Genomic DNA, 19,665 nt, shown 5'->3' with positions numbered 1-19,665 from the left:
GCACAGCTCGGGAGCGGCGCGGTATCCGTGTAGGAGCGGCCTTGTGTCGCGATGGGCCGCAAGGCGGCCCCAGCGATTTCAGCTGTTCTGCGAACCTTCGAACCAGGCCAGCTTGTCACGCAACTGCACCACTTCCCCGACAATCACCAGGGTCGGCGCATGCACTTCATGCCGCGCCACCAAGTCCGGTAGGTCTGCCAAGGTACCGGTGAACACCCGCTGATTACGCGTGGTCCCCTGCTGCACCAGCGCTGCCGGGGTACTGGCCGCGCGGCCATGGCGAATCAGCTCGGCACAGATGGTCGGCAAACCGACCAGGCCCATGTAGAACACCAGGGTCTGCGCCGGTGCCACCAGGTCGTCCCAAGGCAGGTTGCTGGTACCATCCTTGAGGTGCCCGGTCACGAAGCGCACCGACTGCGCATAATCACGGTGAGTCAGCGGAATCCCGCCATAGGCGGAACAGCCACTGGCCGCGGTAATGCCCGGCACCACCTGGAACGGGATGCCCTGCTCGGCCAGCTCTTCGATCTCTTCGCCACCGCGCCCGAAAATGAACGGGTCGCCGCCCTTCAGGCGCAATACTCGCTTGCCCTGCCGGGCCAGGTCGACCAGCAGGCGGTTGATCTGGTCCTGTGGCACGGCATGCTCGGCACGGCGCTTGCCCACATAGATACGCTCGGCATCACGCCGGCACATGTCGATGATCGCCGGTGCCACCAGGCGGTCGTACAGCACCACGTCGGCCTGTTGCATCAGGCGCAAGGCCCGGAAGGTCAGCAGGTCCGGATCGCCCGGGCCGGCACCCACCAGATACACCTCACCGCCCTGCTGCACCGGCGCGCCGTCCACCATCGCCTGCAGCAGGCGCTCGGCCTCGGCACCCTGCCCGGCCAGCTGGCGTTCGGCAATCGGGCCCTGGAACACGGTTTCCCAGAAGCCGCGGCGCTGGTTGACGTCCGGGTACAAGGATTTGACCTTGTGCCGGAATCGCGCTGCCAGCCCGGCCAGCTCGCCATAGGCCGAGGGAATCCAAGCCTCGAGCTTGGCCCGAATCAAGCGCGCCAGCACCGGCGCGTCACCGCCGCTGGAAACTGCAATCACCAAGGGTGAGCGGTCAACGATCGCCGGGAAAATAACCGTGCACAGGGCCGGCGCATCCACCACATTGACTGGCAGGCTGAGGGCCTGCGCGTCGGCCGACACCTGAGCGTTGAGCCCAGTGTCATCAGTGGCTGCGATCACCAGCCGGCAACCGACCAGGTCGGCTGCCTGATAGCCACGCACCAGCACCTCACCGCCACCTTCCCGGGCCAGCGCGGCCAGTTGGCCGTCGACCTCCGGCGCCACCACGCGCAGCGCGGCACCGGCATCGGCCAGCAGGCGCGCCTTGCGCAGGGCGATCTCACCGCCGCCGACGACCAGCACGCGGCCGCCCTGCAGCTTGTGGAACAGCGGCAGGTAATCCATTTAGCGGATGACCTCGACGCCGCCCATGTATGGCTTCAGCACTTCCGGCACACGGATCGAACCGTCGGCCTGCTGGTAGTTTTCCAGCACGGCCACCAGGGTACGGCCTACGGCCAGGCCGGAGCCGTTGAGGGTGTGCACCAGCTCTGGCTTGCCGGTTTCCGGGTTGCGCCAGCGGGCCTGCATGCGGCGCGCCTGGAAATCGCCGCAGTTGGAGCACGAGCTGATTTCACGGTACTTGTCCTGGCTCGGCACCCACACTTCCAGGTCGTAGGTCTTCACCGCGCCAAAGCCCATGTCGCCGGTGCACAGGGCCAGCACGCGGTACGGCAGCTCCAGCAGCTGCAGCACGCGCTCGGCGTTGGCGGTCAGGCCTTCCAGGGCTTCCATCGACTTGGACGGTTCGACCACCTGCACCATCTCGACCTTGTCGAACTGGTGCTGGCGGATCATGCCGCGGGTGTCACGGCCAGAAGCACCGGCTTCGCTGCGGAAGCATGGGGTGTGGGCCACCAGCTTCAGCGGCAGCTGCTTGGCATCGAGGATCTCACCCGCCACCAGGTTGGTCAGCGACACTTCGGCGGTCGGGATCAGGTAGAAGTCAGCCTCGCCTTCGCGGCTGATCTTGAACAGGTCTTCCTCGAACTTCGGCAACTGGCCAGTGCCCTGCAGGGCCGGGGCCTGCACCAGGTACGGGGTGTAGTGCTCCTCGTAGCCGTGCTCAGCGGTGTGCAGGTTGATCATGAACTGCGCCAGCGCGCGGTGCAGACGGGCGATCGGCCCACGCAGCACGGCAAAGCGGGCGCCAGACAGTTTGGCGGCAGCTTCGAAGTCCAGGCCACCGCTGATTTCGCCGAGAGCGACGTGGTCCTTGATGGCGAAGTCGAAGCTTCTTGGCGTGCCCCAGCGGCGCACTTCGACGTTGTCGTCTTCGCTGGCACCGACCGGTACGCTGGCGTCCGGCAGGTTGGGGATGGTCAGCAGGATGCCGTCCAGTTCGGCCTGGATGCCATCCAGCTCGGCCTTGCCGGCCGCCAGTTCGTTGGCCATGCGCTCGACGTCGGCCATCAGCGGCGCAATGTCTTCGCCCTTGGCCTTGGCCTGGCCGATGGACTTGGAACGGGCATTACGCTCGGCCTGCAGCTGCTCGGTGCGGGTCTGCACCGCCTTGCGGCGCTCTTCCAGTGATTCGATGCGCGCGACATCCAGGCTGAAGCCACGGGAGGCCAGGCGATCCGCCACTTCCTGAAGTTGGCCGCGTAACAGTTTGGAATCGAGCATATCGTTCTCTCGTTATGTGTAGGTGTTGGTTCAGAATCGGGTCAGGGACAGGCCGGCCCAGGTCGCGAGCAGCCCGCCCACCACGCTGATAGCGGTATAGCCCAGCGCCAGCGGTACTTGCCCGCTTTCCAGCAGGCGTACGGTATCCAGCGACAAGGAGGAAAACGTCGTCAGGCCGCCCAGAAAGCCGACGATCAGCCCGGCGCGCAGCTCGATCGGCACCATCGGCTTGTGCAGGAACAGGCCATACAGCAGGCCGATCAGCAGGCAGCCAACCAGGTTGACCGCCAGCGTACCGAGATAGAAGTGCCGTGGCCAGTGGGCAACCACCCAGTTGGAGGTGGCGAAGCGCAACAAGGTACCGGCAATACCGCCCGCGCTGACGGCGGCAATCAATGCAATCACGGCTTTCTCCGCTGTCTGGGGCTGCTGCGGTCAAGGTCGGCCAGGTGGCGCAGCTTCTCGCCAATCTTCAGTTCCAGGCCACGCGGCACCGGCTGGTAGTACTGGCGCGGTTCGAGCGCTTCGGGGAAGTAATCCTCGCCGGCGGCGTAGGCGTCGGGCTCGTCATGGGCATAGCGGTACTCGTCGCCGTAGCCCAGTTGCTTCATCAGTTTGGTCGGCGCGTTGCGCAGGTGCAGCGGCACTTCCAGCGAACCATGCTCGGCGGCCTCGCGCAGGGCGGCCTTGAAGCCCATGTACACCGCGTTGCTCTTCGGCGCGCAGGCGATATAGGTGATGGCCTGGGCCACCGCCAGCTCGCCCTCGGGGCTGCCCAGGCGCTCCTGCACGTCCCACGCCGCCAGGCACAGGCTGAGCGCGCGCGGGTCGGCGTTGCCGATGTCTTCGCTGGCCATGCGCACCACCCGGCGGGCGATGTACAGCGGGTCGCAGCCACCGTCGAGCATGCGCGCGAACCAGTACAGCGCGGCGTCCGGGTTGGAGCCGCGCACCGATTTGTGCAAAGCGGAAATCTGGTCGTAGAACGCTTCGCCGCCCTTGTCGAAGCGCCGGCGGCTGTCGCCGAGCAGGCTTTGCAGCAGCTCGACGCCGATTTCGCCGCCATCCTCGGCCAGGTCCGAGGCGTTCTCCAGGAAGTTGAGCATGCGCCGGCCATCGCCATCGGCAGCGGCCATCAACATCTTGAAGGCGTCCTCGCCAACCCGCAGGTTGCGCTTGCCCAGGCCGCGCTCTTCGCTCAGGGCGCGGTTGACCAGCTTGCGCAGCGCCGCCTCGTCCAGGCTCTTGAGCACGTACACTCGCGCCCGTGACAACAGCGCGTTGTTCAGCTCGAACGACGGGTTTTCGGTAGTGGCGCCAATGAACAGCAGGGTGCCGTCTTCCACGTACGGCAGGAAGGCGTCCTGCTGCGACTTGTTGAAGCGGTGCACTTCGTCGACGAACAGGATGGTCCGCCGGCCATACTGGCCTGCCTGCTGCTTGGCCACCTCGACCGCCTGGCGAATCTCCTTGACCCCGGCCAGCACCGCCGACACCGTTTCGAAGTGCGCATCGCAGAACTGCGCCAGCAACCGCGCCAGGGTGGTCTTGCCCACCCCTGGCGGCCCCCAGAAGATCATCGAATGCAGCGCACCCTGCTCCAGCGCTTCGCGCAGCGGTTTGCCGCGCGCCAGCAGGTGCTCCTGGCCGACGTACTCGTCCAGGTTGGACGGGCGCAGGCGGGCGGCCAGGGGCTGGGCGACGGGTTCGCTTCGAAACAGGTCCATGGCGGGCTCTGGTTACTCCTTGATGACATCCGCGCCTTGCGGGATATCGAACTTGAACTTGCTGTCCGGCACCGCCTGGTTGGCCTTGACGCCATTGAACAGGATATTGGTACGCTGGCCGACGCTGTCGATCAGCTGCATGTCGTTGATCAGGCCTTTGCGGAACGACACGCGCAGCGAGTCGAACAGGGTGTCCTTGGTCTTCGGCTTGAGGGTGAAGTCCATCACTTCACCCTGCTCCTTCGAGGTGATATCGAAGCTCTGGCTGATTTTCGACACGTCCCCGGACAGCAGCAGCGCCGGGGTCTGGTTCAGGCGCACGTCGAGCTTCTTGATGGTGGCCTGCTCCAGGTCCGGGTCCCACAGGGTGACGTTCTTGCCGTCGGAGACTACCACCTGCTCCTGCGGGGCATCGGTGTGCCAGTAGAACAGGCCCGGGCGCTTGACCGTCATCTTGCCGGAAGTTTCCTGCAAACTGGTGCCGCCGGCGTCCAGGGTCAGCTGGGAAAAGTTGGCCTCGATGGTCTGCGACTTTTCCAGCAGTTGGGTCAGGCGTTGTACATCTTGCTCACCGGCATAGGCGGTAACCGTGCCCAGGGTCAGGGCAGAAACCAACAGCATGCGAATCGCGCGCATGGGAATCCTCATCGAGCATTGAAATAGGCCGGGCACCACCGTTGGCGCCCGGCAAGGTGTTCATCAGTCGCGCGGGCCGCCCGGGGCTATCACTTCCCGCGAGCCGTTGCTGTTCATGGGGGTGACCACGCCGGCCATTTCCATGGCTTCGATCATGCGCGCCGCGCGGTTGTAGCCAATCTTCAGTTTGCGTTGCACGGCCGAAATGGAGGCTCGGCGGCTTTCCAGCACGAACTGCACGGCCTCATCATACAGGGCGTCGCTTTCCGAATCATCGCCGTCGCCACCACCGCCGCTGCCGCCATCGAAGCCACTGCCGGCCTCCTCGACGCCGTTGAGGATGTCGTCGTTGTAGTCCGGGGCGCCGCGCAGCTTCCACGCCTCCACCACACGGTGTACCTCGTCGTCGGAGACGAACGCGCCGTGCACCCGGATCGGCAGGCTGGTGCCTGGCGGCATGTACAGCATGTCACCATGGCCCAGCAGCTGTTCGGCACCGCCCTGGTCGATGATGGTCCGCGAGTCGATCTTGCTCGACACCTGGAACGCCATGCGGGTCGGGATGTTGGCCTTGATCAGGCCGGTGATCACGTCCACCGAGGGGCGCTGGGTGGCGAGGATCAGGTGGATACCGGCCGCACGCGCCTTCTGCGCGATACGGGCGATCAGCTCTTCGACCTTCTTGCCGACGATCATCATCATGTCGGCGAACTCGTCGACGATGACCACGATGGTCGGCAAGGTCTTCAGTGCCGGCGGCTCGTCGTCCATGCTCTCGCGACGGTACAGCGGGTCATGGATGATTTCGCCGGCTTCCTGGGCGTCCTTGATCTTGCGGTTGAAGCCGGCCAGGTTACGCACGCCCATGGCCGCCATCAGCTTGTAGCGCCGCTCCATCTCGGCCACGCTCCAGCGCAGGGCGTTGGCGGCGTCCTTCATGTCGGTGACCACCGGGCAGAGCAGGTGCGGGATGCCTTCGTAAATCGACAGTTCGAGCATCTTCGGGTCGATCATGATCAGCCGCGCGTCTTCCGGGCTGGACTTGAACAGGATCGACAGGATCATCGCGTTCACCCCCACCGACTTACCGGAACCGGTAGTACCGGCCACCAGCAGGTGCGGCATCTTGGCCAGGTCGGTGATCACCGGCTTGCCACCGATGTCGTGGCCCAGGGCCAGGGTGACCGGCGACTTCTGCTCGTCGTACTGCGGCGTGGCCAGCACTTCGGAGAAGCGCACCATCTGCCGGTTTTCGTTGGGGATCTCGATACCCACGGTGGTCTTGCCGGGGATGACCTCGACCACCCGCACGCTGGTCACGGCCAGCGAACGCGCCAGGTCCTTGGCCAGGTTGGCGATGCGGCTGACCTTCACGCCCGCGGCCGGCTGGATCTCGTAGCGGGTGATCACCGGGCCCGGGTGGATCGAGTCCACCGTCACCTCCACGCCGAATTCCTTGAGCTTGATTTCCAGCAGCTGGCCGACACCGGCGAGCGATTCTGGCGAATACTCGATCTTCTTCTGCTCGGCCGGGTCGAGGATGGAGATGGACGGCAAGGTGCCTTCCACGGCGCTGTCGATGAACAACGGCGCCTGCTTCTCCTTCATCACCCGCTTGCTCGGTTCCGCTGCCCTGGCGGCAGACGGCGGTACGATCGGCGGGGCCGCGGGTTGTTCACGCTGCACCACTGGCTCGCGTGGCACTACCGGCTCGCGCGCTGCAATGGCCTCGCGCGCCACCACCGGCTCGCGCGACAGGGTAGGCTCGCGTGGCTCAACCGGTTGCGCGGGGGCTTCCTCACGCTTGAACAGGCGCTCGCGCAGCGCTGGCCGTGCCGGCTGCTCGTGCTTGTCGGCAGCCGGTACCGGTGCGGCCTTGAATACCGGTTCGTCCTCGCGCAGTTGCGCCTCCAGGCGCTTGCGCTCGTTGCGGGCTTCCCACCAACGGGTGGCGGCGCCTTGCATCAGCTCGAACAGGTCGAGGGTGATCTTGCCGGTCAGGTCCATCACCTTGAACCAGGACAGGTCGGTGAACACGGTCAGGCCGAACAGGAACAGGGCAATGAACATCAACGTGCTGCCTTGCACGTTCAGCAGGTTGCGCGCCAGGTCCCCCAGGCTCTCGCCCAGCGCACCACCGGCCGAGAACGGCATGCTCGCCGGCGGGTGGAAATGGATATGCGCCAGCGCCGCACCGGACAGCACCAGGAACACCAGGCCGATCAGCCGCCAGGAGAACAACCAGCCGCTCCAGTCCCAGGGCTGGTGGCGTTCGCGGAAGATCTGCCAGGTCTTGATCGCCAGCAGCAACGGGAAGATATAGGCGAAGTAGCCCAGCACCATGAACAGGATGTCGGCGAAGTAGGCACCGGCACGCCCGGCGGCGTTCTGCACCTGGTCGACGTTGCTGGTGTGGCTGAAGCCCGGGTCCGACGTGTCGTAGGTGAGCAGCGCCATCCACAGGTACAGGCACAGGGCGCCGACAGCGATCAGCGCACCTTCCTTGAGGCGATAATGCAGCTGCTGCCGCCACAGGGGCACGGGCAAGGGAGCTGGGGTTGCGGTGGATTTCTTCAAAACGCGTCTATTCCTGCGCGTGCTGCGCGTCCAATAGTGATCGGCCGGCGGTACGGCCAATGAACCACTACTTTTAACATTACTGCCCGCCGGCCGCCATGGCAGGGCGCCGCATGGGGGCTTGGCCGGGGACGACTTTCACATAGCTGCAATTTGACCACGCATTGTCTTCTGTGACAAAGGCTTATGCTGTGTTTTTGCACAGGTGTGACAGCAAATGTAGCGGATGGTGCCTGCGCTTGGATGAATGTGTAGGAAATTGCCTTTTTCATCGCCTGTGCCGGCCATTTCGTGGCCATGCCCCTTACCACGAGCCGGGTGCAAACCGTGATGGCTGCTGGGTTCCTGTGGGAGCGGGCGTGCCCGCGAAGAAGCCAAAGAGATTGACCCTGCTTGCCACCCAAGCCATGCTGCCTGCTCCCCTCCCCCACCGCACGATAGACCATGCTCACCTGGCTGACCCGCGACTCGCTGACCTTCCCACCCCTGGAAAAAGCCCTGCACGAGCCCAACGGCCTGCTGGCCGCCGGCGGCGATCTGAGCCCCGAGCGCCTGGCGCAGGCTTATCGCCATGGCTGCTTCCCCTGGTACCAGGACGGCCAGCCAATCCTCTGGTGGTCACCCGACCCGCGCACGGTACTGTTTCCGCACCAGCTACACGTATCGCGGTCGCTGGCCAAGCTGCTGCGCCAGGGCCGCTTCCAGGTCAGCTTCGACACCGACTTCGCCGCCGTGATCGCCGCCTGCGCCGCCCCTCGCGACTACGCCGATGGCACCTGGATCACCGAAACCATGCGCGCTGCCTACTGCGAACTGCACCGGCGCGGCATCGCCCATTCGGTGGAAGTGCGCCAGGACGGCGAACTGGTCGGCGGCCTGTACGGCCTGGCCATGGGCCAGCTGTTCTTCGGCGAATCGATGTTCAGCCGCGCCGACAATGCTTCCAAGGTCGGCTTCGTGACCTTGGTCAACCACCTGCGCCAGGCCGGCTTCGTCCTCATCGATTGCCAGATGCCGACCAACCACCTGCACAGCCTGGGCGCCCAGGCCATCAGCCGCGCCGAGTTCGCCGGCTACCTGGCACGCCACCTCGACCAGCCCAACAGCGCTACCTGGGTTCCCTAGGCGAGTTCCCATAGCTGGCATACACTTAAAACAAAGTCTCACCGAGGGGGTTGATCATGACAGAGTTGGCGCGGTTGAAGTTCTATGCCACTCAACCCCACTCCTGCAGCTACCTGCCCGACGAACAGGCCACCACGCTGTTCCTCGACCCCAGCCAGCCGATGGACGTGCATGTGTACGCCGATTTGTCGGAGATGGGCTTTCGTCGCAGTGGCGACCACCTGTACCGCCCGCATTGCCAGAACTGCAATGCCTGCGTACCGGCACGCATCCCCGCGGCGCGCTTCATCCCCAACCGCCAGCAACGCCGCATCCTCAAGCGCAACGCCGACCTGACCGTGACCGCGGCACGCCCGGCGTTCAAGGAAGAGTACTTCGACCTGTACCGGCGCTATATCGAAACGCGCCATGCCGACGGGGACATGTACCCGCCCAGCCGCGACCAGTTTTCCACGTTTCTGGTACGCGACCTGCCGTTCTGCTGGTTCTACGAATTCCGCCTGGAAGGCCGCCTGATGGCGGTGGCCGTGTGCGACCTGCTGCCCAACGGCCTGTCGGCGGTGTACACCTTCTACGAGCCGGAAGAAGAACGCCGCAGCCTGGGCCGCTTCGCCATCCTCTGGCAGATCACCGAAGCCCTGCGCCAGGACCTGGAGGCGGTGTACCTGGGCTACTGGATCAAGAACTGCAAGAAAATGAACTACAAGACGCAATATCGGCCCATCGAACTGCTGATCAACCAACGCTGGGTCACCCTCAACTGAAAGGCATTGGCTTGACACACAATTTTCGGGCATAATCCACGCCACTTTTTTGCCCGGTGCGGTTATGCGTCGGGCCAACACTGGATCCGAGGGCTCTACTGCATGTCGAAAGAAGACAGCTTCGAAATGGAAGGTACTGTCGTCGACACCCTGCCCAACACCATGTTCCGCGTGGAGTTGGAAAACGGGCACGTCGTAACCGCGCACATCTCCGGAAAGATGCGCAAGAACTACATCCGTATTCTCACTGGCGACAAGGTCCGCGTCGAACTGACGCCGTACGACCTGAGCAAGGGCCGCATCACCTACCGTGCGCGCTAAGCTCAAGCCATGAAAAAGCCCGGCCATGTGCCGGGCTTTTTTGTGCCTTCAGGACTTTAGGGGGCTGCTTTGCAGCCCTTCGCGGGCACGCCCGCTCCCACAGGGGGATAGCTATTACCTGCGGGAGCGGGCGTGTCCGCGAAGGGCCGCAAAGCGGCCCCATCTATCAAGCAACCTCAGCCGTGGTTTCGAAGTCGAACACCAGTTCGCCATCGCGCAGGTCGACGTGCACCACGCCACCATGCTCGGCCAGCTCGCCAAACAGGATCTCCTCGGCCAATGGCCGCTTGATCTTGTCCTGGATCAGCCGCGCCATCGGCCGCGCGCCCATCTGCACGTCGTAGCCCGAGGCCGCCAGCCAGCCGCGCGCGGCATCGCTGACTTCCAGCAGCACCCGCTTGTCTTCCAGCTGCGCCTGCAGTTCGATAAGGAACTTGTCGACGATGCTCTTGATCGTCTCGTGGCTCAGGCGGCCGAACTGGATGATGGTGTCCAGGCGGTTGCGGAACTCCGGCGTGAAGCTCTTGCGGATGACTTCCATGGCATCGGACGCGTGGTCCTGGTGAGTGAAGCCGATCGAGGCCCGCGCGGCCGTTTCGGCACCGGCGTTGGTGGTCATGATCAGGATCACGTTACGGAAGTCGGCCTTGCGCCCGTTATTGTCGGTCAGGGTACCGTGGTCCATCACCTGCAGCAGCAGGTTGAAGACTTCCGGGTGGGCCTTCTCGATTTCGTCGAGCAGCAATACGCAGTGCGGTTGCTTGGTGATTGCCTCGGTCAGCAAGCCACCCTGGTCAAAGCCAACATAACCGGGCGGCGCACCGATCAGGCGCGACACGGTGTGGCGCTCCATGTATTCGGACATGTCGAAGCGCACCAGCTCCACGCCCAGTGCCTTGGCCAGTTGCCGCGCTGCTTCGGTCTTGCCGACGCCGGTCGGGCCGGCGAACAGGAACGAACCGACCGGCTTGTCTGGCGACTTGAGGCCGGCGCGCGACAGCTTGATGGCGGTGGCCAGCGAATCAATGGCCGCATCCTGGCCGAACACGGTCAGTTTCAGGTCGCGCTCGAGGTTGCGCAGCAGCTCCTTGTCGGAACTGGTGACGTGTTTTGGCGGAATCCGCGCGATCTTGGCGACGATGTCCTCGACCTGCGGCACGTCGATACGCTTGACCCTGTTGGCTTCCGGCTGCAGGCGCTGGTAGGCACCGGCTTCGTCGATGACGTCAATGGCCTTGTCCGGCATGTGCCGGTCATTGATATAGCGCGAAGCCAGTTCGGCGGCGGCGCGCAGGGCTTCGTCGCTGTACTCGATGTTGTGGTGGCTTTCGAAGCGACCTTTCAGGCCACGCAGGATGCCCACGGTGTCTTCCACCGATGGCTCGCTGACATCGACCTTCTGGAAGCGCCGCGCCAGGGCGCGGTCCTTCTCGAAGATGCCACGGAATTCCTGGAACGTGGTCGAGCCGATGCAGCGAATTTCGCCCGACGACAGCAGCGGCTTGAGCAGGTTGGACGCATCCATCACCCCGCCCGATGCCGCACCGGCACCGATGATGGTGTGGATCTCGTCGATGAACAGGATCGCCTGCGGGCGCTTGCGCAGCTCGCCGAGCAGCGCCTTGAAGCGCTTCTCGAAGTCGCCACGGTACTTGGTACCGGCCAGCAGCGCGCCCAGGTCGAGGGAATACACCACGCTCTGCGCCAGCAGGTCGGGCACCTGGCCATCGACGATACGCTTGGCCAGGCCTTCGGCGATGGCAGTCTTGCCCACGCCGGCTTCACCCACCAGCAGCGGGTTGTTCTTGCGCCGCCGCGCCAGGATCTGCGCCACGCGCTCCACTTCCTGCTCGCGACCGACCAGCGGGTCGATACGGCCGGCACGGGCCAGCTCGTTCAGGTTGCTGGCATAGGCATCCAGCGGGTTGCTCGAAGAAGCGGTATCGCCGCCTTCATCGTCCTGCATTTCCTGGTCGTTTTCGGAATGCGAACCATGGCCCGGCACCTTGGAGATGCCGTGGGCGATGTAGTTGACCACGTCGATGCGGGCCACGCTCTGCTGCTTGAGCAGGAACACGGCCTGGCTTTCCTGTTCGCTGAAGATCGCTACCAGCACGTTGGCGCCGGTGACTTCACGCTTGCCGGAGCTTTGCACGTGGAACACGGCACGCTGCAGCACGCGCTGGAAGCCCAGGGTCGGCTGGGTTTCGCGGTCTTCGTCGTTGACCGGAATCAGTGGGGTGGTGGAATCGATGAACTCTTGCAGGTCGTGCTTGAGCTTGTCGAGATTGGCGCCACAGGCGCGCAGAACGGTCGCGGCAGCCTCATTGTCAAGGAGTGCCAGGAGCAGATGCTCGACGGTCATGAACTCATGACGCTTCGAACGGGCCTCCTTGAAGGCAAGATTGAGGGTGACTTCGAGCTCGCGGTTTAACATAGCTTCACCTCATACCCAAGTGGTCGGCTTTTAACCGTCCTTCTCGATTTCACAGAGTAGCGGATGCTGGCTTTCCCTGGCGTATTGGTTGACCTGCATAGCCTTTGTTTCGGCGATGTCACGGGTAAACAATCCGCACACTGCCCGCCCTTCGGTGTGGACGGTCAGCATGATCTTGGTCGCCAGCTCGCGGTTCAGATTGAAGAACGTCTCGAGCACTTCGACGACGAAATCCATCGGCGTGTAGTCATCGTTGAACAAAACCACCTTGTACATCGGTGGCGCCTGCAGGATCGGCTTGGCTTCCTGAACCGCAAGACCTGAGCCGTCGTCCTCATTCGATTGCGGGCGATCCTGATTGAATGTTAGTCGAATCTCACTAGGTGCATGCATGGAAAGAATTTCATCATGAGCGACAGGTTAAGGTTGTGGGTTGACTGCAAAAGCCGCCACCGGAGCACGCGCCGCGTGACCTTGACTAACGGCAAAACGGTGTTACAAACAATAAGAACCCACCGTGGTCGATAAAGATCCGCGCAGTCAACCAGATTTTTCGCAAGGTTCGTATGCGGATGAAGTGGATGATACTCCAGTGATGGAGTCCTTTGCAGAGGGACATAGGGATGGCAAGCGGTAAAGTCAAGTGGTTCAACAATGCCAAGGGCTACGGGTTCATCAATGAAGAGGGCAAGAGCGAAGACTTGTTCGCTCATTATTCGGCCATCCAGATGGACGGTTACAAGACCCTGAAGGCCGGCCAGGCGGTGAGTTTCGAAATCGTCCAGGGCCCCAAAGGCCTGCACGCGGTGAATATCAGCAACAAAGCCCCCAGCCCCTCCGCCGCCAGCGCCCATTCCGCCGGCAGCCCTGCCGACGCCTGAGTGCCGCGGCGCCTGTCGGCAGGCAAAAAACCGGCCGCCTCCTTACGGAAGCGGCCGGTTTTGCGTTGCCTCACATATGCTTGATCATTTCATCGCCAAAGCCTGAACTGCTGACCAGGGTGGCGCCCTCCATCAACCGCTCGAAGTCGTAGGTCACCGTCTTGGCGGCAATCGCGCCATTGGTGCCCTTGATGATCAGGTCGGCCGCTTCGGTCCAGCCCATGTGCCGCAGCATCATTTCAGCCGAGAGGATCACCGACCCTGGGTTGACCTTGTCCTGCCCGGCATACTTGGGCGCGGTGCCATGGGTAGCTTCGAACATGGCCACCGTGTCGGACAGGTTGGCCCCCGGCGCGATGCCGATGCCGCCCACCTCTGCCGCCAGGGCATCGGACAGGTAGTCACCGTTGAGGTTGAGGGTGGCAATCACGTCGTACTCGGCCGGGCGCAACAGGATCTGCTGCAGCATGGCGTCGGCGATGGCGTCCTTGACGATGACCTCGCGGCCGCTCTTGGGGTTGCGGAACTTCATCCACGGGCCGCCGTCGAGCAATTCGGCACCGAACTCGTCACGCGCCACCTCGTAGCCCCAGTCCTTGAAGGCGCCTTCGGTGAACTTCATGATGTTGCCCTTGTGCACCAGGGTCAGCGATTCGCGGTCGTTGTCCACCACGTACTGCAAGGCCTTGCGCACCAGGCGCTTGGTCCCCTCGCGGGACACCGGCTTGACGCCGATACCGCAGTCCTGGTCGAAGCGGATCTTGGTGACGCCCATTTCCTCCTTGAGGAACTTGATCACCTTGTTCGCCTCGGGCGAACCGGCCTTCCACTCGATGCCGGCATAGATGTCCTCGGAGTTCTCGCGGAAGATCACCATGTCGACGTCGCCAGGCTTCTTCACCGGGCTTGGCACGCCCTGGAACCACAGCACCGGGCGCAGGCACACGTACAGGTCGAGCTGCTGGCGCAAGGCTACGTTGAGCGAACGGATACCGCCGCCCACCGGCGTGGTCAGCGGCCCCTTGATCGACACCACGTAATCACGCACGGCATCGAGGGTTTCCTGCGGCAACCAGGTGTCCTGGTCGTACACCTGGGTGGCCTTCTCGCCAGCGTACACCTCCATCCAGGCGATCTTGCGCTTGCCGCCGTAGGCCTTCTGCACGGCGGCGTCGACCACCTTGATCATGACCGGCGAGACATCCACGCCGATGCCATCGCCTTCGATATAGGGAATGATCGGGTTGTCAGGCACGTTGAGCGAATGGTCGGCATTGACGGTGATCTTGGCGCCGTCGGTCGGAACCTTGATTTTCTGGTATCCCATGCTTGCACTACTCCGCTGTCGGGTATGTGTGTTTGGTCATCTGCGATCCAATGAGACTAAACCACATCTGCCGAGGTGCAAGGCATGCGACAACCGACCACATTGCGGGTACGTCTTTGGTCTTATAAATGGGCCGATATCACTTGGCCTTGCTGATTAGCCCGAATGGTTTGGTATACTGCGCCGCGACCGAAGGGTCATCGGGGCGATCCCTTGGAAAAATGCGGACCGCCCTCGGCCATGAACGGCCACTAAGCCTGGGCTGTTACCGCAGTTCAGCACTTGACGCTCGACTGATGCATCCACCATCACCGCTCGCAGCCTCTCGACTTTCCGCTCATGGCGCTGCCAGGGCGATGCGCCTACCCTGCGCACCACGAGACTCGAGCACGCTCAGCACACAGAGAGTTAACCCGCATGCCCACCCGTTCCAAGATCATCTATACCTTCACCGACGAAGCCCCCGCCCTCGCCACCTACTCGCTGCTGCCGATCATCGAAGCCTTCACCGCTTCGGCTGACATCGCCGTCGAAACCCGCGACATCTCCCTGGCTGGCCGTATCCTCGCCGCCTTCCCGGAGCAACTGGGCGCAGAGAAGCAAGTAGGCGATCACCTGGCGGAACTGGGCCAGCTGGCTACCACCCCCGAAGCCAACATCATCAAGCTGCCGAACATCAGCGCCTCGGTACCGCAGCTGAAAGCCGCGATCAAGGAACTGCAAGCCAAGGGCTACAACATCCCTGACTATGCCGACGAGCCGGCCACCGCGGAAGAGAAAGAATCCCGCGCCCGCTACGACCGCATCAAAGGCTCCGCCGTCAACCCGGTACTGCGCGAAGGCAACTCCGACCGCCGTGCACCACTGTCGGTGAAGAACTACGCGCGCAAGCACCCGCACAAGATGGGCGCCTGGGCTGCCGACTCCAAGTCGCACGTCGCCCACATGACCCAAGGCGACTTCTACGGCAGCGAGAAAGCCGCGCTGATCGAAGCCGACGACACCCTGCGCATCGAGCTGGTGGGCAAAGACGGCAGCACCACCGTGCTGAAGGAAAAGACCGCCGTCAAAGCCGCTGAAGTCATCGACTGCGCCACCATGAGCCGCAAGGCCCTGAAAGCCTTCATCGCCGAGCAGATCGCCGATGCCAAGGCCTCTGGCGTCCTGCTGTCGGTGCACCTGAAAGCCACCATGATGAAGGTCTCCGACCCGATCATGTTCGGCGTCATCGTCGAAGAGTTCTACGGCGACGTGCTGGCCAAGCACGCCGCTGCCCTTGCCGAAGTAGGCTTCAACGCCAACAACGGCATCGGCGACCTGTACGCCCGCATCAAGGACCTGCCAGTCGAGAAGCAGGCCGAGATCGAAGCCGACATCCAGGCCCTGTACGCCCAGCGTCCGGCCCTGGCCATGGTCAACTCCGACAAGGGCATCACCAACCTGCACGTGCCGAGCGACGTCATCGTCGACGCCTCGATGCCCGCCATGATCCGTGACTCGGGCAAGATGTGGAACGCCGCCGGCGAACTGCAGGACGCCAAGGCAATCATCCCGGACCGCTGCTACGCCGGTATCTACCAGGCCACCATCGAAGACTGCAAGGCCAACGGTGCCTTCGACCCGACCACCATGGGCAGCGTGCCGAACGTTGGCCTGATGGCACAGAAGGCCGAAGAGTACGGCTCCCACGACAAGACCTTCCAGATCAAGGCCGACGGCGTTGTTCGCGTGGTCGACAGCAAAGGCAAGGTCGTGCTCGAGCAGAACGTCGAAGCCGGTGACATCTTCCGCATGTGCCAGGTCAAGGACGCCCCGATCCAGGACTGGGTCAAGCTGGCCGTCAACCGTGCCCGCCTGAGCAACACCCCGGCAGTGTTCTGGCTGGACCCGGCCCGCGCCCACGACGGCGTGATGATCGAGAAGGTGCAGAAGTACCTGAAGGATCACGACACTTCCGGCCTGGACATCCGCATCCTGGCCCCGGTGGACGCCATCAAGTTCTCCCTGGCCCGCATCCGCGAAGGCAAGGACACCATCTCCGTGACCGGCAACGTGCTGCGCGACTACCTGACCGACCTGTTCCCGATCATGGAACTGGGCACCAGCGCCAAGATGCTGTCGATCGTGCCGCTGATGAACGGCGGTGGCCTGTTCGAAACCGGCGCCGGCGGTTCGGCACCGAAGCACGTGCAGCAGCTGGTGGAAGAGAACTTCCTGCGTTGGGACTCGCTGGGTGAATTCCTGGCCCTGGCCGCTTCTCTGGAGCACCTGGGCAACACCTACGACAACCCGCGCGCCAAAGTGCTGGCCAACACCCTGGACCAGGCTACCGGCAAGTTCCTCGACACCAACAAGTCGCCTTCGCGCAAAGTCGGTGGTATCGACAACCGTGGCAGCCACTTCTACCTGACCCTGTACTGGGCCCAGGCCCTGGCTGCGCAGACCGACGACGCTGCCCTGCAGGCGCGCTTCGCGCCACTGGCCAAGACCCTGACCGAGAACGAGGAGACCATCGTCGCCGAGCTCAACGCCGTTCAGGGCAAGCCGACCGACATCGGTGGCTACTACGCCCCGGATGCCGAGCTGACCGCCAAGGTGATGCGCCCAAGCCAGACCCTGAACAGCGCCATTGCCGCCCTGTAAGGTTCGCTTGAAGTAACCGCACAAACCCCGGCCACGCACCGGGGTTTGTGCTTTCTGGATAAACGATTTCTGGCTGCCCGCGCGGACCCTGTGGGAGCGGGTTCACCCGCGAATGCGATGGCGAAGCCACTGAAGCATTCGCGGGTAAACCCGCTCCCACATGGGCTGCGCAGGCCTCTAAGGAGCTGTTCATGACCTGGCAACCCCACATCACCGTCGCCACCATCGTCGAACGCGAAGGCAAGTTCCTCTTCGTCGAAGAATTCAAAGCCAACCAGCACGTGTTCAACCAACCCGCCGGCCACCTCGAACCCAACGAGACCCTGCCCCAGGCCGCCCTGCGCGAAACCCTCGAAGAAACCGCCTGGGAAGTCGAGCTGACCGGGGTGGTCGGCATCTACCTGTACACCGCGCCCAACAACGGCGTGACCTACCAGCGCATCTGCTTCGCCGCCCGCCCCGTGCGCCACCACGCCGACCTGGCCCTGGACAGCGACATCGTCCGCGCCGTGTGGCTGACCCGCGAGCAACTGCTGGCCGACCCGGCCCGCTGGCGCAGCGAGCTGGTACCACGCTGCCTCGATGACTACCTGAAAGGCCCGTTGCACAGTCTCGACCTGCTGCGCGACTGACGTGGCGCCGCGGGTTTGATAGAATCGGCGCTTTTCCCCCCTGATACACACCGGTAACCATGACCAGCCCAGCACTCAAAGACCCCGCCAAGACCCGCGTCATCGTCGGCATGTCCGGCGGCGTGGACTCTTCCGTCTCCGCCCTTCTGCTCATGGAGCAGGGCTACCAGGTGGAAGGGCTGTTCATGAAGAACTGGGAAGAAGACGACGGCACCGAATACTGCACCGCCCGTGAAGACCTGGCCGACGCCCAGGCCGTGTGCGACCGCATCGGCATCAAGCTGCACACCGCCAACTTCGCTGCCGAATACTGGGACAACGTCTTCGAGCATTTCCTCGAGGAATACAAGGCCGGCCGCACGCCCAACCCGGACATCCTCTGCAACCGCGAAATCAAGTTCAAGGCGTTCCTCGACTACGCCCTGTCGCTGGGTGCCGACCTGATCGCCACCGGCCACTACGTGCGCCGCCGCGACACCGGCGAACGCACCGAACTGCTCAAGGGCCTGGACCCGAACAAGGACCAGAGCTACTTCCTGCACGCCGTCGGCGGCAAGGAAATCGCCCGTACCCTGTTCCCGGTTGGCGAACTGGAAAAACCCGAAGTGCGCGCCATCGCCGAAAAACATGGCCTGGCCACCGCCAAGAAAAAGGATTCCACCGGCATCTGCTTCATCGGCGAGCGCCGTTTCAGCGACTTCCTCAAGCAGTACCTGCCAGCCCAGCCGGGCAACATCGAAACCACCGACGGCGAAGTGATCGGCCGCCACCACGGCCTGATGTACCACACCATCGGCCAGCGCCAGGGCCTGGGTATCGGCGGCCTGAAGGATGCCGGTGACGAGCCGTGGTACGTGCTGCACAAGGACCTGGCGCGCAACGTGCTGGTGGTTGGCCAGGGCAACGACCACCCCTGGTTGTTCTCGCGGGCCCTGCTGGCCTCGGAAATCTTCTGGGTCAACCCCATCGACCTCGCCAGCCCGCGGCAGCTCACCGCCAAGGTTCGCTACCGCCAGGGCGACCAGCGCTGCACCCTGGAGCGCAGCGCAAGCGGTTACCGCGCCGTGTTCGACGAACCGCAGCGCGCCGTCACGCCCGGCCAGTCGGTGGTGTTCTACGATGGCGAGGTGTGCCTGGGTGGTGGCGTGATCGAGACCGCCGAGCCGTGGAGCCCGCGCGCATGAGCAACCTGCAGGAGCAGCTGATTGCGCTGGGTGGCGTGTTCCAGGCCGCGGTGCTGGTGGACCGCATCGCCCGCACCGGGCAGGCCAGCGAGGCCAACATCGGTTGCATGCTGGGCAGCCTGCTGGTGCGTGACCCCAAGGACACCCTGGAGGTGTTCGGCGGCGACGACCTCAACCTGCGCGACGGCTACCGTGCGCTGGTCGGTGCCCTGGAGCGCGACCCCAGCAGCCTGCAGCGTGAGCCGCTGCGCTATGCCCTGTCGATACTCGGCCTGGAGCGCCAGTTGAACAAGCGCGCCGACCTGCTCGACACCATCGGCAACCGCCTGCCGCAAATCCAGTCCCAGGCCGAGCACTTCGGCCTGGTTCACGAAAACGTCATCGCTTCCAGCGGAGCCTTGTACCAGGACACCCTGAGCACCTTGCGCCAGCGTATCCAGGTGCATGGCGACATGCGTTTCCTGCAGCAGGCCAGCAACGCCTCGAAGATCCGCGCCCTGCTGCTCGCCGGTATCCGCGCCGCCCGCCTGTGGCGCCAGCTGGGCGGCCACCGCTGGCAGCTGGTGTTCAGCCGGCGCAAGTTGCTCAACGAACTGTACGACATGATGCGTTCGCCTTCCTGAAGGCGATACCCCGTTGTAGGAGCGGCCTTGTGTCGCG

17 protein-coding genes are annotated in these 19,665 nt (G+C 63.8%); 8 read left to right on the top strand and 9 right to left on the bottom strand.

Features of this window, described 5'->3' with window-relative positions; all coding sequences use genetic code 11:
- Window positions 1-78: 78 nt before the first annotated feature.
- The 6 genes from cysG to JKP78_RS23200 form a co-directional block, all read right to left on the bottom strand.
- Window positions 79-1,470 (bottom strand): siroheme synthase CysG, encoded by a 1,392-nt coding sequence (gene cysG / locus JKP78_RS23225; RefSeq protein ID WP_170030547.1) that lies wholly within the window; start codon window positions 1,468-1,470, stop codon window positions 79-81.
- Complete coding sequence (serS, locus tag JKP78_RS23220; RefSeq protein WP_170030549.1) at window positions 1,471-2,751, bottom strand: serine--tRNA ligase; 1,281 nt, start codon at window positions 2,749-2,751, stop codon at window positions 1,471-1,473.
- 30 nt (window positions 2,752-2,781) lie between these two features.
- Window positions 2,782-3,156 (bottom strand): fluoride efflux transporter CrcB, encoded by a 375-nt coding sequence (gene crcB / locus JKP78_RS23215; RefSeq protein ID WP_186674646.1) that lies wholly within the window; start codon window positions 3,154-3,156, stop codon window positions 2,782-2,784.
- Window positions 3,153-4,478 (bottom strand): replication-associated recombination protein A, encoded by a 1,326-nt coding sequence (locus tag JKP78_RS23210; protein ID WP_170030553.1) that lies wholly within the window; start codon window positions 4,476-4,478, stop codon window positions 3,153-3,155. The genes crcB and JKP78_RS23210 overlap by 4 nt, the downstream gene beginning before the upstream one ends.
- Before the next feature lie 12 nt (window positions 4,479-4,490).
- The gene (lolA, locus tag JKP78_RS23205; RefSeq protein ID WP_170030555.1) at window positions 4,491-5,114 is read right to left on the bottom strand and encodes an outer membrane lipoprotein chaperone LolA; all 624 of its coding nucleotides are present in this window, start codon (window positions 5,112-5,114) and stop codon (window positions 4,491-4,493) included.
- Between the two features lie 63 nt (window positions 5,115-5,177).
- Entirely contained in the window at window positions 5,178-7,691 is a 2,514-nt protein-coding gene (locus tag JKP78_RS23200) for a DNA translocase FtsK (protein ID WP_186687003.1), read from the bottom strand.
- Window positions 7,692-8,135: 444 nt separating this feature from the next.
- On the opposite strand from JKP78_RS23200, the gene aat reads away from it, so the two are divergent.
- The 3 genes from aat (at window position 8,136) to infA (ending at window position 9,901) form a co-directional block, all read left to right on the top strand.
- The gene (gene aat, locus JKP78_RS23195) at window positions 8,136-8,816 is read left to right on the top strand and encodes a leucyl/phenylalanyl-tRNA--protein transferase (RefSeq protein ID WP_200627753.1); all 681 of its coding nucleotides are present in this window, start codon (window positions 8,136-8,138) and stop codon (window positions 8,814-8,816) included.
- 56 nt (window positions 8,817-8,872) lie between these two features.
- Window positions 8,873-9,580 carry an arginyltransferase gene (locus JKP78_RS23190; RefSeq protein ID WP_170030562.1) on the top strand — a complete coding sequence of 236 codons (708 nt, stop codon included), beginning with the start codon at window positions 8,873-8,875 and terminating at the stop codon, window positions 9,578-9,580.
- Between the two features lie 102 nt (window positions 9,581-9,682).
- Complete coding sequence (gene infA / locus JKP78_RS23185; RefSeq protein ID WP_002553999.1) at window positions 9,683-9,901, top strand: translation initiation factor IF-1; 219 nt, start codon at window positions 9,683-9,685, stop codon at window positions 9,899-9,901.
- Between the two features lie 166 nt (window positions 9,902-10,067).
- Here infA and clpA read toward each other — a convergent pair whose 3' ends face one another.
- Both clpA and clpS read right to left on the bottom strand, forming a co-directional pair.
- Window positions 10,068-12,338: an ATP-dependent Clp protease ATP-binding subunit ClpA gene (gene clpA, locus JKP78_RS23180; protein ID WP_170030564.1), complete on the bottom strand. Its 2,271-nt coding sequence runs from the start codon at window positions 12,336-12,338 to the stop codon at window positions 10,068-10,070.
- A gap of 30 nt (window positions 12,339-12,368) precedes the next feature.
- Complete coding sequence (gene clpS / locus JKP78_RS23175) at window positions 12,369-12,731, bottom strand: ATP-dependent Clp protease adapter ClpS (RefSeq protein ID WP_013973290.1); 363 nt, start codon at window positions 12,729-12,731, stop codon at window positions 12,369-12,371.
- Between the two features lie 230 nt (window positions 12,732-12,961).
- On the opposite strand from clpS, the gene cspD reads away from it, so the two are divergent.
- Window positions 12,962-13,219, top strand: coding sequence for a cold shock domain-containing protein CspD (gene cspD / locus JKP78_RS23170; protein ID WP_170030566.1), 258 nt, complete (start codon window positions 12,962-12,964; stop codon window positions 13,217-13,219).
- Between the two features lie 70 nt (window positions 13,220-13,289).
- On the opposite strand, the gene icd is transcribed toward cspD, so the two are convergent.
- A complete protein-coding gene (gene icd / locus JKP78_RS23165) occupies window positions 13,290-14,546 on the bottom strand; it encodes an NADP-dependent isocitrate dehydrogenase (RefSeq protein WP_186686991.1) in 1,257 nt (418 codons plus the stop codon).
- 417 nt (window positions 14,547-14,963) lie between these two features.
- Here icd and JKP78_RS23160 point away from each other — a divergent pair, with 417 nt between their 5' ends.
- The 4 genes from JKP78_RS23160 (at window position 14,964) to hflD (ending at window position 19,628) form a co-directional block, all read left to right on the top strand.
- Window positions 14,964-17,189, top strand: coding sequence for an NADP-dependent isocitrate dehydrogenase (locus JKP78_RS23160; protein ID WP_200627751.1), 2,226 nt, complete (start codon window positions 14,964-14,966; stop codon window positions 17,187-17,189).
- 191 nt (window positions 17,190-17,380) lie between these two features.
- Window positions 17,381-17,821 carry an NUDIX hydrolase gene (locus tag JKP78_RS23155; RefSeq protein WP_186686987.1) on the top strand — a complete coding sequence of 147 codons (441 nt, stop codon included), beginning with the start codon at window positions 17,381-17,383 and terminating at the stop codon, window positions 17,819-17,821.
- Between the two features lie 59 nt (window positions 17,822-17,880).
- Window positions 17,881-19,005, top strand: a complete 1,125-nt coding sequence (mnmA, locus tag JKP78_RS23150; RefSeq protein WP_170030574.1) for a tRNA 2-thiouridine(34) synthase MnmA — start codon at window positions 17,881-17,883, stop codon at window positions 19,003-19,005.
- A complete protein-coding gene (hflD, locus tag JKP78_RS23145) occupies window positions 19,002-19,628 on the top strand; it encodes a high frequency lysogenization protein HflD (protein ID WP_170030576.1) in 627 nt (208 codons plus the stop codon). Before mnmA ends, hflD begins: the two co-directional genes overlap by 4 nt.
- Window positions 19,629-19,665: the final 37 nt, after the last annotated feature.

It is taken from the genome of Pseudomonas sp. LAM2023 (genome assembly GCF_016620375.1).
Taxonomy (GTDB): domain Bacteria; phylum Pseudomonadota; class Gammaproteobacteria; order Pseudomonadales; family Pseudomonadaceae; genus Aquipseudomonas; species Aquipseudomonas anuradhapurensis.
Note: the sequence above shows the minus strand (reverse complement) of the source record. Positions and strands in the feature narration are given on the sequence as shown.

Bases quoted from the DNA above. Each gene is read 5' to 3' on its own strand.
- cysG (WP_170030547.1), bottom strand. From the start codon at position 1,470: ATGGATTACCTGCCGCTGTTCCACAAGCTGCAGGGCGGCCGCGTGCTG.
- serS (WP_170030549.1), bottom strand. From the start codon at position 2,751: ATGCTCGATTCCAAACTGTTACGCGGCCAACTTCAGGAAGTGGCGGAT.
- JKP78_RS23210 (WP_170030553.1), bottom strand. From the start codon at position 4,478: ATGGACCTGTTTCGAAGCGAACCCGTCGCCCAGCCCCTGGCCGCCCGC.
- lolA (WP_170030555.1), bottom strand. From the start codon at position 5,114: ATGCGCGCGATTCGCATGCTGTTGGTTTCTGCCCTGACCCTGGGCACG.
- aat (WP_200627753.1), top strand. From the start codon at position 8,136: ATGCTCACCTGGCTGACCCGCGACTCGCTGACCTTCCCACCCCTGGAA.
- JKP78_RS23190 (WP_170030562.1), top strand. From the start codon at position 8,873: ATGACAGAGTTGGCGCGGTTGAAGTTCTATGCCACTCAACCCCACTCC.
- infA (WP_002553999.1), top strand. From the start codon at position 9,683: ATGTCGAAAGAAGACAGCTTCGAAATGGAAGGTACTGTCGTCGACACC.
- clpA (WP_170030564.1), bottom strand. From the start codon at position 12,338: ATGTTAAACCGCGAGCTCGAAGTCACCCTCAATCTTGCCTTCAAGGAG.
- clpS (WP_013973290.1), bottom strand. From the start codon at position 12,731: ATGCATGCACCTAGTGAGATTCGACTAACATTCAATCAGGATCGCCCG.
- cspD (WP_170030566.1), top strand. From the start codon at position 12,962: ATGGCAAGCGGTAAAGTCAAGTGGTTCAACAATGCCAAGGGCTACGGG.
- icd (WP_186686991.1), bottom strand. From the start codon at position 14,546: ATGGGATACCAGAAAATCAAGGTTCCGACCGACGGCGCCAAGATCACC.
- JKP78_RS23160 (WP_200627751.1), top strand. From the start codon at position 14,964: ATGCCCACCCGTTCCAAGATCATCTATACCTTCACCGACGAAGCCCCC.
- JKP78_RS23155 (WP_186686987.1), top strand. From the start codon at position 17,381: ATGACCTGGCAACCCCACATCACCGTCGCCACCATCGTCGAACGCGAA.
- mnmA (WP_170030574.1), top strand. From the start codon at position 17,881: ATGACCAGCCCAGCACTCAAAGACCCCGCCAAGACCCGCGTCATCGTC.
- hflD (WP_170030576.1), top strand. From the start codon at position 19,002: ATGAGCAACCTGCAGGAGCAGCTGATTGCGCTGGGTGGCGTGTTCCAG.